The organism is Flagellimonas meishanensis (assembly GCF_019880545.1).
GTDB lineage: Bacteria > Bacteroidota > Bacteroidia > Flavobacteriales > Flavobacteriaceae > Flagellimonas > Flagellimonas meishanensis.
Map to the genome: position 1 here is coordinate 591,075 of NZ_JAINVW010000001.1, position 16,441 is coordinate 607,515.

The 16,441-nt window shown below is 38.3% G+C and carries 13 protein-coding genes; 3 read left to right on the top strand and 10 right to left on the bottom strand.

What is annotated here, in order from left to right; translation table 11 throughout:
* Nucleotides 1–88 precede the first annotated feature (88 nt).
* Together K7G75_RS02655 and K7G75_RS02660 are read left to right on the top strand one after the other, a co-directional pair.
* Complete coding sequence (locus K7G75_RS02655; RefSeq protein ID WP_222982504.1) at nt 89–1,174, top strand: hypothetical protein; 1,086 nt, start codon at nt 89–91, stop codon at nt 1,172–1,174.
* Between the two features lie 103 nt (nt 1,175–1,277).
* Nucleotides 1,278–2,891: an alanine/glycine:cation symporter family protein gene (locus K7G75_RS02660; RefSeq protein ID WP_222982505.1), complete on the top strand. Its 1,614-nt coding sequence runs from the start codon at nt 1,278–1,280 to the stop codon at nt 2,889–2,891.
* 73 nt (nt 2,892–2,964) lie between these two features.
* Here the strand turns inward: K7G75_RS02660 and K7G75_RS02665 are convergent, their stop codons facing one another.
* The 9 genes from K7G75_RS02665 to K7G75_RS02705 form a co-directional block, all read right to left on the bottom strand.
* Nucleotides 2,965–3,558, bottom strand: a complete 594-nt coding sequence (locus tag K7G75_RS02665) for a hypothetical protein (RefSeq protein ID WP_222982507.1) — start codon at nt 3,556–3,558, stop codon at nt 2,965–2,967.
* A 4-nt stretch (nt 3,559–3,562) separates the two neighbouring features.
* Nucleotides 3,563–4,087, bottom strand: a complete 525-nt coding sequence (locus K7G75_RS02670) for a hypothetical protein (RefSeq protein WP_222982515.1) — start codon at nt 4,085–4,087, stop codon at nt 3,563–3,565.
* 64 nt (nt 4,088–4,151) lie between these two features.
* Nucleotides 4,152–4,466, bottom strand: coding sequence for a toxin-antitoxin system YwqK family antitoxin (locus K7G75_RS02675; protein ID WP_222982517.1), 315 nt, complete (start codon nt 4,464–4,466; stop codon nt 4,152–4,154).
* Between the two features lie 814 nt (nt 4,467–5,280).
* Entirely contained in the window at nt 5,281–6,438 is a 1,158-nt protein-coding gene (locus K7G75_RS02680) for a PDDEXK family nuclease (RefSeq protein ID WP_222982519.1), read from the bottom strand.
* A gap of 3 nt (nt 6,439–6,441) precedes the next feature.
* Nucleotides 6,442–7,677 carry a DNA (cytosine-5-)-methyltransferase gene (gene dcm, locus K7G75_RS02685; protein WP_222982521.1) on the bottom strand — a complete coding sequence of 412 codons (1,236 nt, stop codon included), beginning with the start codon at nt 7,675–7,677 and terminating at the stop codon, nt 6,442–6,444.
* Between the two features lie 157 nt (nt 7,678–7,834).
* Nucleotides 7,835–8,344, bottom strand: coding sequence for a hypothetical protein (locus K7G75_RS02690; protein WP_222982523.1), 510 nt, complete (start codon nt 8,342–8,344; stop codon nt 7,835–7,837).
* A gap of 65 nt (nt 8,345–8,409) precedes the next feature.
* Nucleotides 8,410–10,482: an ATP-binding protein gene (locus K7G75_RS02695; RefSeq protein WP_262420226.1), complete on the bottom strand. Its 2,073-nt coding sequence runs from the start codon at nt 10,480–10,482 to the stop codon at nt 8,410–8,412.
* Nucleotides 10,436–11,758, bottom strand: a complete 1,323-nt coding sequence (locus K7G75_RS02700) for an SIR2 family protein (RefSeq protein ID WP_222982524.1) — start codon at nt 11,756–11,758, stop codon at nt 10,436–10,438. Before K7G75_RS02700 ends, K7G75_RS02695 begins: the two co-directional genes overlap by 47 nt.
* An 11-nt stretch (nt 11,759–11,769) precedes the next feature.
* The gene (locus K7G75_RS02705) at nt 11,770–12,378 is read right to left on the bottom strand and encodes a recombinase family protein (RefSeq protein ID WP_222982526.1); all 609 of its coding nucleotides are present in this window, start codon (nt 12,376–12,378) and stop codon (nt 11,770–11,772) included.
* A 256-nt stretch (nt 12,379–12,634) separates the two neighbouring features.
* Here K7G75_RS02705 and K7G75_RS02710 point away from each other — a divergent pair, with 256 nt between their 5' ends.
* Nucleotides 12,635–15,655 (top strand): CHAT domain-containing protein, encoded by a 3,021-nt coding sequence (locus K7G75_RS02710; RefSeq protein WP_222982529.1) that lies wholly within the window; start codon nt 12,635–12,637, stop codon nt 15,653–15,655.
* On the opposite strand, the gene K7G75_RS02715 is transcribed toward K7G75_RS02710, so the two are convergent.
* On the bottom strand, nt 15,647–16,432 hold the full coding sequence (locus K7G75_RS02715) for an anti-sigma factor (RefSeq protein ID WP_222982536.1): 786 nt from the start codon (nt 16,430–16,432) through the stop codon (nt 15,647–15,649). The two genes, K7G75_RS02710 and K7G75_RS02715, sit on opposite strands and share 9 nt — an antisense overlap.
* Nucleotides 16,433–16,441: the final 9 nt, after the last annotated feature.

Here is a 16,441-nt window from a genome sequence, read left to right on the forward strand (position 1 = left end):
TTTTTAATAAATATCTTTATTACATGAAAACCAAGCAAGTTTGACGAGCTATAATTTAAAACAGTAAAATTTGGATAACTTTTCTCCAATGCAAGTCTCCACATTTTATGGATGGTGGCAATTCTCGGTGTGTCTTTTCGCATTTCTTGCGTTATTGTCCATTTGGTACCATATAGGTAAAAAGCAGGATGATTTTGGCCAGGTATGGTTGGCACTATCGATTCTGTGCTGGTCGGCCTCCGGTCTAGTTGAAATCATTTCATGGGAAAACATGACGCCGGGCCTACATTTCAAAGAAGGGCTTCGGAGTGTGTTTTCCCTCTTGAACAGTCTTTTTATACTTCTTGCACTACCATGGTTCAGATATTTGCCTAAAGTACTTGCCCCGATAATAAAGTCCAAGTTTTGGCCCTATACCATCGGAATTCCGTTTGTGTTTGCCCTTCTTCCCACACTGCAGAAAATGTTCTCCACTAGCAATACAGCCATTATCAGTGAATTGGATGTGTATTATGCATTTTTGACCCTGTTTTTTTTAGGGTTTGTCCTTTGGGAGTCATTTGAAAAAAGAAGATTGCCGCTATTGGGGTGGCTTTCAATAGTGACAATTGCAATAACCTTGTTGGCCCAGATATACAAGCTCTTGGACAATAGGATAAACCTACTCTTGTTTTCTGCCATATTCAAGACATCCCTGATCATGCTTTTCTTTGCCCTGGCACTGAGCTGGGTAAAGGAACTTACGGAAACAATGATTCCTGCGGCCTACCAGTTGAAACTCCGTTTTCTCAAAACAAGTGGATTGGAAAAAAATAGATTTCAAGTTTCGGTGTTGGGATTTGCTGGAAAAGAGGATAGGGTAGTACAGCTCACGCCAACCCATTATAGACTGTTTAAGCTCTTTGCCGAACGAAGGCTTGGTGATACCGAAGGTTGGCTTGAAATAAAGCCCAAAAACTTTGATGTTTCCAAAACATATGACATCAATGACCATAATGAGATAAAAAGACTTATGGTTGTCTTGTTGGATGGTCTGTTTGGCAAACAGTGCTGGACAAAAGAGAAGCATTTCAAGCCCTTGAAAGCCACGTTGTTCGAAATGTCCAAACATAGGGAAAGAAGAATCAGGCTATTACTCCCCAAAGAGAACATAACCATCGAGAATGATGGCTAGACCCCCATTTGTCAGTTTTGACGTTACCGACATTTTCATATTCATTCCGACATGGACCGGTTAATCCAATTCTGCTGTTGAAATTTCAGAAACATTTTGGATCATGGTCACACGATTTCGTTTTCAGGAAACTTCAACGGCACAAGGGTTTGCCTCTTCCATTGAAAAAGGTCTTGATGAGAAAATCAATGATGCCTTTATGCCCTTTGCGGTATGGTGGGAAAAATTGATTCTTTCTGAGGTGGACCTGTTTGGCATGGGTATTCCAGTGGTTTTGATACTACTTATTCTGGGAGCCCTGTTTTTTACCCTCTATTTTGGTTTTGTCAACCTCCGCCATTTTCCAACAGCCATACAGGTAGTCAGGGGGAAGTTTGATGAATTGGAGCAAGAGGCGAAAAGGTTAAAACCAGTGGTCTATGAAGTGGATGGGAATCTGAAAGGAACCATAAAGGACGAGGGGCATTTGGGCGAGGTCAATCACTTCCAAGCCCTGGCAACCGCGGTGTCAGGTACTGTTGGCCTTGGCAATATTGCTTTGGTCGCGGTGGCCATTTCCATTGGGGGACCTGGGGCTACCTTTTGGATGATCTTGGCAGGTTTACTGGGAATGTCAACAAAGTTTGTGGAATGTACACTCGGAGTAAAATACCGTGATATAGACAGTAAAGGGACAGTTTTTGGCGGGCCCATGTATTATTTGTCCCGGGGACTGAAGGAAAAGGGTCTCGGACTTTTGGGCAAGTTCTTGGCCATGGTCTTTGCCGTCCTCTGTGTCGGAGCATCCTTTGGCGGCGGCAATGCCTTTCAAAGTAATCAAGCAGCAGCTCAAATTATGGGGTCATTTGGTCTTTCCGGTCCGGCAACAGGAACCATAATCGGATTGGTGTTTGCCCTTTTTTCGGGAATTGTCATTATCGGGGGCATTAAACGGATAGCCAAAGTGACGGAAAAAGTGGTGCCCCTTATGGCCATTTTGTATGTTGGGGCTTCACTTTTCATTATTTTTTCCAAAATCGAATTGGTCGATGATGTCTTCAGGTTGATTCTGTCCGAAGCCTTTGAACCTGTGGCAACCATATCTGGAGGGTTCGTGGGGGTCATGATCCAGGGTTTTAGGCGCGCGGCGTTTTCAAATGAGGCCGGGGCAGGCTCAGCGGCAATAGCACACTCCGCGGTCAATACTGCCTATCCGGCCTCGGAAGGATTAGTTGGCCTATTGGAGCCCTTCATCGACACTGTTTTGGTCTGTTCCATGACAGCAGTGGTGATCATTCTTTTTAATATGGATGGTACATTTATCTATGGAAACGTAGTGAACGGAGAGGCCCTTTTTCAGGATGGAAGCCGTTTGGGAGGGGTCAACATCACCTCCCTGGCTTTTGAAAGCTCGATCAATGGTTCGTCCTATGTCCTGATGATTGCCGTCTGCATGTTTGCGTTTTCAACCATTCTGTCCTGGTCCTATTATGGTCTGCAAGCTTGGAAATATCTTTTTGGCCGTGGAAAACTAACCGATTTGACTTATAAATTGCTGTTTCTGGTTTTCACGGTATTGGGTGCGGCAATCACTTTGGACGCAGTGATAAAGTTTTCCGATGCCATGATACTGGCTTTGGTTTTCCCAAATATGATAGGGCTATTGATTCTGTTTCCCAAGGTAAAAAAAGAACTTGCGCAGTATATTGCTCTTATCACAAAAACCGTATCAAAGTGAGAAAGAATCGTTTACTTGAACTTTTAATGCTTTGGGGTTGGTCCATGTTCAGTTTTAATAAAATTTTGCTTACTTATCTTAGGTTCTCAGGTGGACAAAGTGGAGGAGGCCCTTTAAATCCAAATTTGTCAGACACTTTTACTATTTCAGGCACATAATTTTTCCAATTGCCAAGCCACCATTCTTCTATTTCTTTATCGCCCGTTATCAGTTTCTGATTTTCAAAATTTACAGTTTTATCGTCCCAATTATATTTTATTGATGCTTTGAGCACAAAATAATACCTTCCTCTTTCATAATCTTCACCACTTCTTTTACTTAAGATTTTCATTGCTGGAATAGTCAAGTCGATGATGTTTTCCTTATCCGTCAAGTAAAAGTATGGGTGTGCATAGGTGTGCTCCGATACACTATTAAAACTAAGTTCTTGATTTGTGAACATACTTTTGAATTCTTCAAAATTTTCTAAATCATTAATTTGAAGTAATTCACCTATTTGTTCTACATTTCCATTTAAAATCAATTCACGAATTTTTCCCGTTTCTATAAATATTTGATTGAATTCTTTTTTTGTTAATTCTTGTCCAGACATTATTGGGGCTATAATTAATGCAAATAGAGCGGTAAATAAGTTCTTCATAATATTGGTTGCTGCTGGTTTTTTCAATTGTTTAAGTTATTATCGCCTTTATTTTAAAAAGCTTTTGCCCTTTTTCTGCCAAGTTACTTGTATACTTCTCATCGAAAAAATCTTTGAGAAAATCCCAGTCACTTGCGTTAATGCTTCCATTTCCATTCATATCCAGATTTTCAATGATGTTCAATTGACCTACAAATACTAGATTTTCTCTGAATTTAATAAAGTCTTTTCGCCATATGGTCAGTCCATATGACCCAAGGAAATATGGTTTGATTTCAGGATGAACAGACCACATAATTACCAGCTCATTTTCTGAATATCCAAAGGTGCTGTCTTTCCTATTGCCAATGCCATAAAAACAACTTTCTTGGATTTCCTCTAGATTTGGCAATTCTTCTTGGTTTGTGGAAAGTGCAGCAAAAGTGAAATAATGGGGGCTTCTTTCCTTGAATGTACTCGTGCAAAGCAATGCCTTGTATCTCTGGTCGTTTGCTTTAAAAGCTATAACATCGCCTTTATTCACTTCTTTAACATTTCTCATGGTTTTGGCATCCATCAATCGTTTATTTGAACTTTGATTAATTGCAGCTATAAATATAGCCCTTGTTACCATACGCTTTTTAATCCGTCAGCACAGAGTTTGAGTTCAAATCAAACCAGCTTTTTGAAATCAAAATGCCTTTTTCGTCAAACTCGGCTGTCATTAGGGGAGCACCCATGTTATAGTATATCACCGATTTCACATGTCCATTTTCATGCCACTCCGTCCATATCCCATTTTCATAACCGCCTTCCTTTTCTCCGTCGGTCTTTGGATTTCCGCTGTCATAGAATTCTAGTATTTTTTCATTGAAAGGAATTGGTTCAATCGTTTTATCAGTTCGTATAAATTCCAGTTTATTTTTGAAAATGACCAGGTCACCAACTTCCTCCATTGAAAATTGGTTTTGGGAGTATTCGAGTATTCTGTATTTCTGATTTCCAATTGTTAACGTCGAATCCGAAATCAAATAGTTCGCCTTGAATTGTCCAAAATCGTATTTAATATCTAGTATTCCATCCTTTTGAAAGAAATAGATGCTTCTGGAAACATGATCTGTTTCGTTTTGCTCGTTTGATTTTAACAAAATTTCTGGGTCTATTTTTGGTTTTTCATGTTCCCAGGTCCCAAGTATTTGGTTTTTAAATGATTCTTGTCCACTCAAAGTAATTGGTACAATAAATAGAATTGAAAAAAGTGTATAGTAAATTGAATTTTTCAAAATGTGTCGTAATTAGTTTGTATGGATTTTTAATACATCTATATACCTCCTAAAACCAATAAAATCCATGTAATTGATAATCGTTTATTTGAACTTAGCTTTTTAAATACCCACTATTTTCATCTTCCAGAAATAGATAATCAAGGTTATACTTCCAGCTATAATTGTCACCATACTCTTCTTAAGACCTTTTGCCACCAACATGAATGACAGCCCTAAGACCAGAATAATTCCTCCATGATAGATAGGTTGATACAATTCAGTGAAAATTGATTTTTGACCGTCTAATCCATCTAGTATATGAGTGGAAGTATCTTCTAAAACGTAGAAGATCCCTAAAAGCATAAAAAGAATCCAACCAATGAATACGTTCGCAATTACTGAAATCCAATTCTTTATTATGTAGTTTTTTAGCCGATTCATTAAAATCGTTTTTCTGAACTTTGATTTTTAGCCTTTATGACAATCTGGTATAAAAAGCGATAATTCAAACTAGATTGAACGATAAATAATCGTTTTCTTGGTCGAACCTATACTCAACAAGTCTTACATTATTCCATGTCGAAGGAACGGCCGGTCTAAAACCTTTAATGAAATTCCTCTCTGATAATTCTTCAAGACTTAAGGAGACTTCTGGACTAAAAGAATGTCCTAAAAGAAACGCTTCTATCATGTCATATTCCCCAAATGCATATTCATTTTTTACCCAATCAACATATTTCATGAGTTGAAGAATATCCTGCCGTGAGATGTTTCCTTTCTTTATTTCAACAATCAAGTATTTGGATATTATCGGTCTTTGTCCTCCGACAAAACGATAACCAAAAACATCCATTTTATCCATATAATCAATTGGTTTAAATGGTGATGCTATGACTTGATGTGTCAAATAATCCCAGTTTCCAAAAACTTCCCGAGCATTCCCAGTATTATTACTTAGTTGATAAATGAGTGCGGCTTCTACAGCCATTTCGTGTCTGAGACTACCATTTTCTAAATTAATGGTACTCAAAAACGGAGCTAAACTGAAACCATACTCATTTTCTTGCAATTTCCGTTGTACTAAAAAATGACGTTCCTCAATAAATGAATTAAATATTGTTTCATTGTTTGGATTGCTTATCACACTTTCGTTTCTTCTCAGTAATATGTCTAAAAATGCTTGGTTTTCTTCATCTCCAAATTTTATAAAACTCAACTTCCAAAATGCCCTAAGAATTTTAAACTTGTTCGGAGATGACCCTAGAACTTCATCCATATCAATACCGAGTTGAAAAAAATAAGGACTTGGCTCAAAGAAACAAACGAATCTACAGTTAATTGAATTTGGACCAGTATTAAGAAGTAGATTATTCTGTACTTCCTCGTATTCATAATTTACCGGTAGGTTTGAACTTGGATAGTTCAGATACTTGCAATCGCCATCAATGTTCTTTAATTTTCCAACACCGTAAATCTTCCGATCAATAAAGAAGAAAACATTATCCCCTTCTTTCATGGAGGCATAATCAGAAAATGTTCCCTCAACCGGAGCAGACCAAGTATTATTATTTCTTGGCATTGGAAGCTTAGTCGCGTAAGCACCATTTTCGATACAGCGTACGAGGGATTCCTCACTATCTAAACCAAATAAGTAGCCTGCCACTATTTAAAAAACTTTCTTGTAAAGGGACTTGCCAATCCTTTCCACGATACCTACAACCAAAGCATTTCCCATGAAAAAGGCTCTTTTTGAATCAGTAATACCTTCAAGTTTTGTGTGGTTTTCAGGAAACATATTTAATCTTTCCAATTCAACCGGTGTCAGTCTCCTTAAACCTCGGTCAGATTCGACAACGTGTTTAAATCTGGAAGGTGATTTTCCTCCTTCGCCTGTTATTATTGTTCTTGACGCATTATCTAATGGGTCCGGATAAATCATACCGCCCTCACTATAGTTGTATTGATAACCATCTTTAGTGGTTCTTAGCTCTTTTTTAGCACCTTTAAGATATTCCCATTTGGGTTTGTCTTCTTCACTCAGAAAGAAATCTTGGGTTACTTCTCCATTCTGCAAAATATCCCCCAATACTTTGTATGGCCCATTGTAACTTGCGTATGTCTTAACCGTATAAACCCTTCCATCAATCATCACCCCAGTATTTTCAAAAGGTGATATCTTCCCATTCTTGTTGAAGTTTTTGGTGATTTTTACTAAATCGTTATTCAATTCAAAATGATTGATGACTGGATTTTGTTCTTCTCTGACAGGAAAAGCATCTGCAATTGTTCCTTCTTCAAAAATCCAATCTTGTTTGTCTGATGACTTTAATCGCGAAAACAGCTGAGTAGATTTATGGTAACCAATGAAAAACACTCTTCTTCTTCTTTGAGGCATGCCGTATTCGGCGGCATTAATAACTCTCCATTCAACAGCATAACCTAAATCGTTTAGACTCTGAAGCATAACTGCAAAATCGCGACCTCTTTGCTTAGCCGGGGATTTTAGAAGCCTATCAACGTTTTCCAAAAAAAGATATCTTGGTTTCTTCTTTTTCTCTTCTAAAATTCTGTGAATCGTCCACCAAAGAACTCCTTTTTTACCTTTCAGCCCTTTTGAATTAGTTAAAGTCGTGGCAACGGAATAATCTTGGCAAGGAAAACCGCCGCAAAGTAAGTCGTGATCCGGGATTTCTTCAATTGGTACGGTTGCAATATCCTGGTTTGAATGATTTTCTGCTCCAAATCGAGCTTCATAAACCATTGAGGCATGTTGTGTTTTGGTCAAAGGTTCCCATTGATTGCTCCAAACAACTTCGTAATTACTTTTTTCGAGTCCTAGACGGAAACCACCGACCCCGGCAAAAAGCTCAGCTACTTTTAGTTTTTCCTTATTTGTAGACATAGCTACGCAATCAATTTTTGGGTTCTTATCTATTAATGCATCAGGGAAACAATGCTAACCTTTTGACGAATTTAATTATATGTTTTGTCTCAGAACAATACAATATTAAATTTATTTGACATTTTATAGTAATGTTCAGATTTCATCAAAAAACATTTCAAGCATAGAAAGAAGGTCTACTAAAGGAATCCGTAGAATACAGTGTTGGTACCCCGAGGCCATGATTATTGGTTTTTGCCAAAACATCATTTAATTCGCATTTTGAAGAAACTTTGGCAAGTGCTCCTTCATAAAACCTTTGAAAAGGTAATTTTCTACCTAATTTTGGCGGAGGGTAATTAATTTCTTCTTGTAGCGTTATCCAGTAAATTAATTCAATAAATGATTTAGAAAAAAATTTCGTCGTTGCATTCAATCCATTTTTATAGACGTCCTCCAAAGAATGAACCACCTTATTAAAATTTTTTGTTGTAGTACCATTATAAATTTTATAAACAACATCTGTGTGGGTTGGAGCCTTCCCATTTATTGTTAGCCTATAGTCACCAATACTTTTTTTTCCTGGGTAGTTGATTGTTAGATTACCTACATTGAAGCTATCAGATTCATTTGGTTCTAATTTTGACGCTTTGCCTTTCATGAATTCTATACCTTCTTGATAGTTCATTCTAATTCATTTTAATGATTAAACTGATTAAATCCATATAACATAGAAAGCATATTTTATTTTGTTTAATTTCTTTCTTGCCAGTCATCAGAGATTTTTTTCCAATCAACTTCCCGAATAACCTTTTCGCCCTTTAAGTCCTTTCGAGTCCAAACATCCCAAAAATCTGGGTCATCTGATTGAGGTCGATTCTTAAATGGTAGGTCACGAACTTTCATTAATATTGGTAATTCAGAAGCCCATCCCAATAAAACAGCTTTTTGGGATGGCAATGAGGGTAACTCTCGCAAAAGTCCTCTAAAATTATCCGGGAGTAACCTCCCAACTAATTCTTGATCTCGATCATTACTTATCCTGTGAAGAATGTAGCTATTACACTGGGAAAGCACAGTGGGTGACAATTCTGAAGGTCTTTGAGAAGAAAGAACTAAACCAAGACCGAACTTCCTTCCCTCACGTGCAATCTTTTCAAAAGCTTTTGTACATATTGAAGAAGTATTTCCATCTGTATTATCATTGTAACGAGTTATGAATGAATGTGCCTCTTCCATAACCAAAACGGACGGTAAAACTTTTTTATTCAGTTTTCTATATCTCTGTAGAGCCTCAAAAACAATTCTTGAAATAACAGATGTTGTTACGTGGACGATTTCAGCGGGTACTAAGGAAAGATCAATAATGGTTATAGACTTCGTTACTGCATTTCCGAGGTAGCGATCTAACCATTTATCAAGTTCTTTCTCTGTTTCGTCACCAATAATTGAATCCATTCGTGAATCCCCTAAAAGTGTTCGGATTCTCGCTATTAAGAATTCTAGATATTGTTCATTACCGGTTTCTTGAGCTAACGCTTCTAAGTAGCTCAAAAATACATCCCCTTCAAATGGAATCGGCAAGTCTTCATTTTTGGGATAAAGCTCGTTTTCTCCTCCTCCTAGGTTTGTATAACTATGCCGCATTTCCACAATTAAATCGTCTATTTCTACGATTGTATATTCCGAATAATTAATCCAACCATTCTGTTGCTCATCTCGGTGTTCATCAATCAAACCCCTTATCCTTTCAATTAAAGGATTCAATAACTGATCATTCTCCAAGACGAAGGACTCTAAGGAGTTCAGCCAAATAATGAGTCTTTCGGTAAAATTCTTATTATGAGGAAATCCTTGAAAAGGTTCCCCTCTATTCTCACTAGCAACAGTTGCTTGCAATATTATCCCAACAAATTTTTTAGCCTTTAAATTGGGGTCGACATGAAATTCCAATTCCTCATTCCTCATTGCTCTTAATGCTCGTTTCAAAAGAGGTAATTGAGCGCCAGGTTTAGCTTGGGTAAATGCCCTCCATTCTTCACTGTTCCAAAGCCAAAGAGGAACTTCTAGACAATTTTCGTCTTTTCCACCAACTTTTAGAATCTTTGCCTTATTTCCAAAAACCTTTGCATATTCTCCATTAGGATCAAGAATAATGAATCGTGAATTTGCATTGTCTCCTTGCTCAGTTGCTTCAAGAGACCATTGAATTATCCCAGCTACTGTACAGGACTTTCCGCTACCAGTATTTCCAAGCACAGCCAAGTGCCTGCCAAATAGGCGATCAGGGTCAATTCTAACTTCAGCATTTGCAGTTAAAGGACTATTACCAATATAAACACGTCTGTTTGACCCTGATTCAACAATAGACTTAAGTTGTAAGTCTGTTGGAATTAGAACTGGTGACCCAATGCTTGGAAAAGAATGAACCCCTCTTTGAAATTTAAACTCTTCTTGGGCATTTATTTTGAGTATTCCTAAAGGTGCAACCTTCATCTTGCGCATAGGAAAAGGCAGGTCTATTAAGCCATAGTCTTGATAGCCTTTACGTTTAGGAAAAGAAGATCGCTCAATATTAATCCATTCCACTTGACATACTATATGACCTCCTTCATTTGGAATAAGAACGTAACTGTTGATACGTGGAAACTCTCTTGGCACACCTGCATTAGCAGCAATTCCGTCAGGGGCTTCTAAATCAAGTTGGACCTTAATATCATCTGGGGCTATGAATTCAACAACTCCAATTCTAAGGTCTGCGTGATTTTCTATTGGTGACCTACCCATGATTTTCTTGTTTTTCCTGTTCTGAACTTTTGTCCTCATTAGATTTGACGGTTACCCCTCTAGCCTTTAACAGATCAGCCATTTTATAGGTTGTTCGGTCAATGGCTGGTTTTGGGAGATAATGGTCAACCAATGTTTTTAAGTCGCCGAAATGGCTTCCTATTAATAATGAAATCTGAACAGGTCGTTTAGCCTTGGCATAGAAACGTTTTATTCTATCTCCAACATCATCAAATGCAATGATAACCAAGTGGGTTGACGGTATAGTTAACATATCATTCAATACACGGTTAATATGATCATCTCCAAAACTATATCCGTAAGAAACAACAGTCGAGTTGGGTCTTATTACTGCGCTGGCAAAATCTCGAAATAATTCAACATATGGATATTCCGCTGTCTCTCTATCCTTTGAAGAGTTCGGGTAAATCATTAAGCTACCTTCTTGGATATTGTAAGTGCTTATTTCTTTTGCTCCATATGGCAACGCAAATCTTTGAACGATTCCATCGTTTTCAACCCAATCTAAAGACCCGTGGAGTTTTGTGAAATTTACCACTCCTTCCAAATACCTTGGCTCTCCGCGTATTCCTGGTGGATTATAATGTATGTCAATATTCAGGCGAGAAGACCTAAATATTGGAGATATGCTCCCAACAAATCTATCAATCAAGTGTAGACCAGCCAATTCTGCACCAAACTCAAGAATCCTGTCATAATTGATAGTAAACAAGTTCAATCTTTCTCTTGTAGCAATTCTACTAGCAAAACTCAACATAAAATTCATTAAATATTCCGCTGCTGCTTCATTGGTTGAACTTACAATGTTTCCCTCAGCTGCTAGTACATTATTGGCAAAACCAACAATGCCACTTTTAAGCTCTTTTTTTAAAGTCTCAACTTCCTCTACTAAATCGTAAAGTTCATCTTCTTCCTCTACATCACACAGATAAATTTCAAGCCCCTTTACTAATTCATTAACAGTACGTATTTGGTCTTCTATATTAGGTTGCTCTCCCCTTCCTGCTTTTTCGGCTGCCTCTTTAGATTTGATTTTAATTTCATCTTGAAATACAGATAATTCAATAGTACTCATTCCAGCCCCGGTTGATCCTGTTGCAAGGGAATGTACTGCTGAGGATATTCCAGCCCCGGTAAATAATGACAAGTGTTCACTTTGACAAAGCGCCGTAAGCCAAGGTTCAACTTCTTCTCTTAGTTTTAAAGCATCTGGCTCTTCTATAGTTGTAGGAACTTTGTAGTCCCTGAGCTTTATAATATGTTTACCTTGCCAATTCCCAGTAGATTCAGCCATTTTTCATAATATTATTTAGTATAAGGTCTAAGACTATCAGACAAACCCCTGAATCTTAGATATTTGTAATAAGTTGCTCTTGAAATATCCAATCGCTCACATATTTCAGAAACGGTCAATTTTCCTTCTTTGAAATACTCTTCACAAATTACAGCTTTTTGTTTATTTTTCTTACTGATTCCTTTTGGTGCGCCAAGAATTTTCCCACGTCTTCTTGCTGATTCCAGACCAGCTTTTGTTCTTTCAATAATGATGTCTCGTTCTAGTTGGGCCAAAGCTGCAAAGATGTTGATAATAAATTCTGAATGTGAAGACTTTTCTGTTGTATCAATAAAGGGTTCAGTTATACTTTTGAACCTCACCCTCTTTTCCTCCAGTTCTGTCATCAACTTGGTAAAATGAATCAGGCTCCTGGCCAATCGGTCCAGTTTCCAAACTATGATTGTATCACCCTCTCGGACATAGTGCAACAACTTCTTGAGGCTCTTTCGTTCCTCTTTGGTGCTCGAGACCTTATCGGTAAAAATGTTCTTTTGGGGAATCCCCTCCTTGAGGAGTGCATCCAATTGCAGGTCCAGATTCTGCTCCTGGGTGCTTACCCTAGCATATCCAAAAATCATATAGGTTAAGTTTAAATAAAGGTAAAAATGTAGACTATTTATTTAGTACGGACAAATAGACTTTATGGAAATAGAGAACCCATAATCTGGGAAAAGTTCAGTAAAACGGTGGATTTTGTGTAAGACATATATTGTCGTACCTTAACTTTTCCACGCAGTGCAACAATTTGATACGTTTCATATTTTGAAAGTTCATCAAACAATTTGTTTTCATCAGGTAAAAATTTTAGGCAGAGTGCTTTTTGCCGTCCTAATCATGACACAAACAACTTTTGCACAGGACCTAGATACCATTTCAGCTCATCAATACTACCTGAAAGCCCGCAAGTATGGCGATGCTGCTGACTATAGACAATCCATTATTTATTATCAAAAGGCACTGACAGGATATGAAAAAGCAACTTATTGGCCGGGTTATGTGAAATCATTGAACGGGTTAGGGGCGTGTCATACTTTGATATCAGCACACAGAGAGGCTCAGGAATATCTACAACTGGCACTATCTGTTGGACTGGAAAGACTGGGAGAAGTTCCAGAAATAGCAGATACTTATCAAAATCTTGGTTTCGATTGGAGTAGACAGGGAGATTATGACAAACAGTTTGACAGTTACAAAAAGGCTTTAAAAATCCGATTGGAGACCTTGGGTGATACCCATCCCAAAATAGCCCAGACCTATAGTAGCTTATCTGTCAGTTATAAGTATCGTGGCGATTATGAAAATGCTTTGATTACTGCGAAAAAAGGATTGGACACAAGACTCAAATCGTTAGACCCCAATGATTTTGGTCTTTCCCAAGACTATACTAATATCGGTGCCATTTACTTGAGTATAGGGGAGTTTAAAAATGCCCAGGAATATTTTCAACAGGCATTGGACGTCATGGAAAATGCAACAGGGGAACAAAATCAATTTAAGGCAATAGGATACTCAAATCTTGGCAAATCTTTGGATGCACAAAAACAGTACGACAAGGCCATTGTTGCCTATGAAAACGCATTGGAAGTTTTGATTAAACTACTTGGTGAAAAACATGTGTATGCTGGTATTTTTTATAATAACTTGGGAGCGGCTTGGCATAATAATGGAAATGCTGGGAAAGCCATCAGCTACCATGAAAAAGCGCTGAATATTTTCATTGATGCCCTGCCTGCCAATCATCCTTATGTGGCCACAACCTATATTAATTTGGGTAAAAGTTTTGGAGCCATTGAGGAAGAAGTAAAGGCCTTTGACTATTTCAATAGAGGGTTGGAAATTCAAAACAAGGTGCTAGGCCCAAACCATCCGGAATATGCAAGCTCTTGTCATATCATTGGGTTGTACTTCGCAAAACTGAACCAATGGGGCAACGCCCTGTCCTATTTTCAAAAAGGTTTGTCAGCTTTATCCAAGGATATCAATGAAGCTGACATTTATGCCAATCCCACCGCGCAGGAAATTACCTCAAAAAATATTGCTTTGGATTTGCTGGCTACAAAGGCAGAGGTTTTGTTATCCCGCTATAAAAAAGGCACGAATCAGAATATTTTGGATTTAGAGAACAGTTTTGCTACCTGTAAAACCGCTTTGGAACTGATTGACGAGTTCAAATTTGAAATTACCTCATCTATTTCAAAGCAAGAGCTTATTGAAAAATCGATTCCGATCTACGAAAAGTCTATTGAGCTTTCCCATGAACTTTTTAAACGGAGTAAGGACAAGAAGTATTTAAAAAAGGCGTTCGAATTTTCGGAAGAAAGCAAGGCCTTTCTTCTACTGCAGGAACTTAAATATTCCGAAATCAAGAAGTACGCAGGGGTTCCTGATGGTGTTATTGAAAAAGAAAAAACACTGAATATAAAATTGGCTTTCTACCAAGGTGAACTGCATTCAGCAATTAAAAAAAGAGACTCTGCAAGGGCAAAAGCGTATAGGGACAAACTGTTACATACCAGAACAGCATATGAGTCGATTCGGGAAGAAATTGAGCATCGATATGGCCGATATCATCAGTTAAAGTATGGTGTGGATGAATTTTCGATGGAAGATGTACAAGAAGAACTGTTGGACAAACATAGTCTGCTGTTGGAATTCTTTGTTGGGGAAAATCAATTATATCTTTTTAGCGTTACACAAGATGATTTTAACGTCTTCAACATTGAGAAAACAGCGGCCTATAAAAAATGGATAAAGGATTTCAGGGAAGGTCTGACAAACTATCGACAAGTAATGGAAGCCAGCCCAAAAACCAAAAAAGCTTTTGCGGAAGCTGCCCACGGTTTATACAGGATGCTATTAAAGAAAACATTGGATGGGGCAAAACAATCCATAAAGAAAATCATCGTGATCCCGGACGGGGAGTTGAGTTACCTGAATTTTGAAGCTATGCTATCAAGCACCCCTGCCGATACCGGTAGCTTTAACTACAAAGATTTGCACTACCTTATTAAAGATTATGCCATAGGTTATGCGTACTCGTCCAAATTCTTAAGAAATTCAATAGAAACTCCTAAATCCAATTCCAGTCAAAGAAGAAAATCAACTTTTGGAGGATATGCATCGGATTATACCTTAGCTATGCCAACATCGCCTAGTGACAATATAGATTTGATGGGTCTACCTGGAGCGGAAAAGGAGGTTCGCGGTATTGCTGAAAAATTACGGGGTAAAGCTTTTATTGGTTCTTCTGCCACTGAAGAGGTTTTCAAGAAAACTGCAGGTGAATTTCAAATACTTCATCTTGCCATGCATGGCCTTTTGAATGATACCGACCCGATGTTTTCCAATTTAATGTTCACCCAAAATGAGGAAAGCAATGAGGATGGTCATTTAAACGCGGTGGAAATATATAATTTGGAACTCAATGCCGATTTGGCCGTGTTGAGCGCATGCGATAGCGGTTTCGGAAGAATAAACAAAGGAGAAGGCATGATGAGTCTTTCTCGAGCGTTTGCCTATGCAGGTTGTCCAAGTTTGGTTGCCAGTTTATGGAAAGTACCAGATGAAACCACCGTTGCACCCATGATTGATTTCTATGACAAAATCACCGCTGGCCTGCCAATTGACGAGGCATTGCAAAAGGCCAAATTGAATTATCTCCAAAATGTGGAAATTCCGCTGTACGAGCATCCTTATTTTTGGGCAGGTTTTGTGGTCCATGGAAATACCAGACCACTAAATATTGAATCCCATAACACAACAGCCTATGCCTATGCTGTCGCAACACTATTGGCGGGGTTAATTGTGCTGATCCTGATCAGAAAAAGAAAATCCTTGGGCAACTCATCAGTCTAATTCAGCGAGCAACTTTTGAGCCTCTTCCATTTTGTAACCGGTAATGCTTTTCAGGGTTTGTCTGCCAAGTGATTCTTGGTTGTTCTGTAGATGGGCCAGACTTAAGTACCATAGACCCGGTTCCGTAAATGGGTTTTCGCCATCCACAACTTTCTGCAAGTGTTGTATTGCCTTATCCGGTTCAGGGTCTTTTAAATACAGATAGCAAAGACCGGTATAAAAGTGAGCCATTGAAAGTGTTTCTCCTTCGTCGATTATGGCCTCTAAGAAAGTAATGGCACCACCATAATTTTGGTTTCCGTATGCAAGGGCTACTTGGTTCCATAGCATTGAATTTTGGTCGGGCTCACCTCTGGTAATGGGTGGGTTATCGTATGGTGCTGACAGGTGGTCTTCCAAAATGTCGGCTTTGGATTTCGTCCTATTCAATAAAAGAACAGTGGGAATTATCAAAAAAATTGCAATCGCCGCAACGCTTGAGATTCGATACCATAATGGACGTACTTTTGGGTGTTCGGTCGATGGTTCTTCCAAGGCCACATCCAAGGCCGCTAGTATTCCTTTTTTTGTTTCGTGCAAATACTTTTCAAGTTTCTCCCTGTCCTGACCATAGGTTTCATAATACCATTTAATGTTGTACACAATTTCCGAACTCTCCGGATGGTTTTTGATGTGTTCTTCGATTTTCTTTCGAGATGTAGCATCCAAAATACCATCGACATAGTCGATAAGTACTTCCAATGCTATATGCTCTTTATTGGTTGAAAGATCATTCATAAGACCACA

Excerpts from the sequence above, each read along its gene's own strand:
- K7G75_RS02670 (WP_222982515.1), bottom strand. The coding sequence starts at position 4,087 with ATGGATGCCAAAACCATGAGAAATGTTAAAGAAGTGAATAAAGGCGAT.
- K7G75_RS02710 (WP_222982529.1), top strand. The coding sequence starts at position 12,635 with ATGACACAAACAACTTTTGCACAGGACCTAGATACCATTTCAGCTCAT.
- K7G75_RS02655 (WP_222982504.1), top strand. The coding sequence starts at position 89 with ATGCAAGTCTCCACATTTTATGGATGGTGGCAATTCTCGGTGTGTCTT.
- K7G75_RS02705 (WP_222982526.1), bottom strand. The coding sequence starts at position 12,378 with ATGATTTTTGGATATGCTAGGGTAAGCACCCAGGAGCAGAATCTGGAC.
- K7G75_RS02675 (WP_222982517.1), bottom strand. The coding sequence starts at position 4,466 with ATGGAGGAAGTTGGTGACCTGGTCATTTTCAAAAATAAACTGGAATTT.
- K7G75_RS02700 (WP_222982524.1), bottom strand. The coding sequence starts at position 11,758 with ATGGCTGAATCTACTGGGAATTGGCAAGGTAAACATATTATAAAGCTC.
- K7G75_RS02695 (WP_262420226.1), bottom strand. The coding sequence starts at position 10,482 with ATGAGGACAAAAGTTCAGAACAGGAAAAACAAGAAAATCATGGGTAGG.
- dcm (WP_222982521.1), bottom strand. The coding sequence starts at position 7,677 with ATGTCTACAAATAAGGAAAAACTAAAAGTAGCTGAGCTTTTTGCCGGG.
- K7G75_RS02660 (WP_222982505.1), top strand. The coding sequence starts at position 1,278 with ATGGTCACACGATTTCGTTTTCAGGAAACTTCAACGGCACAAGGGTTT.
- K7G75_RS02690 (WP_222982523.1), bottom strand. The coding sequence starts at position 8,344 with ATGAACTATCAAGAAGGTATAGAATTCATGAAAGGCAAAGCGTCAAAA.
- K7G75_RS02715 (WP_222982536.1), bottom strand. The coding sequence starts at position 16,432 with ATGAATGATCTTTCAACCAATAAAGAGCATATAGCATTGGAAGTACTT.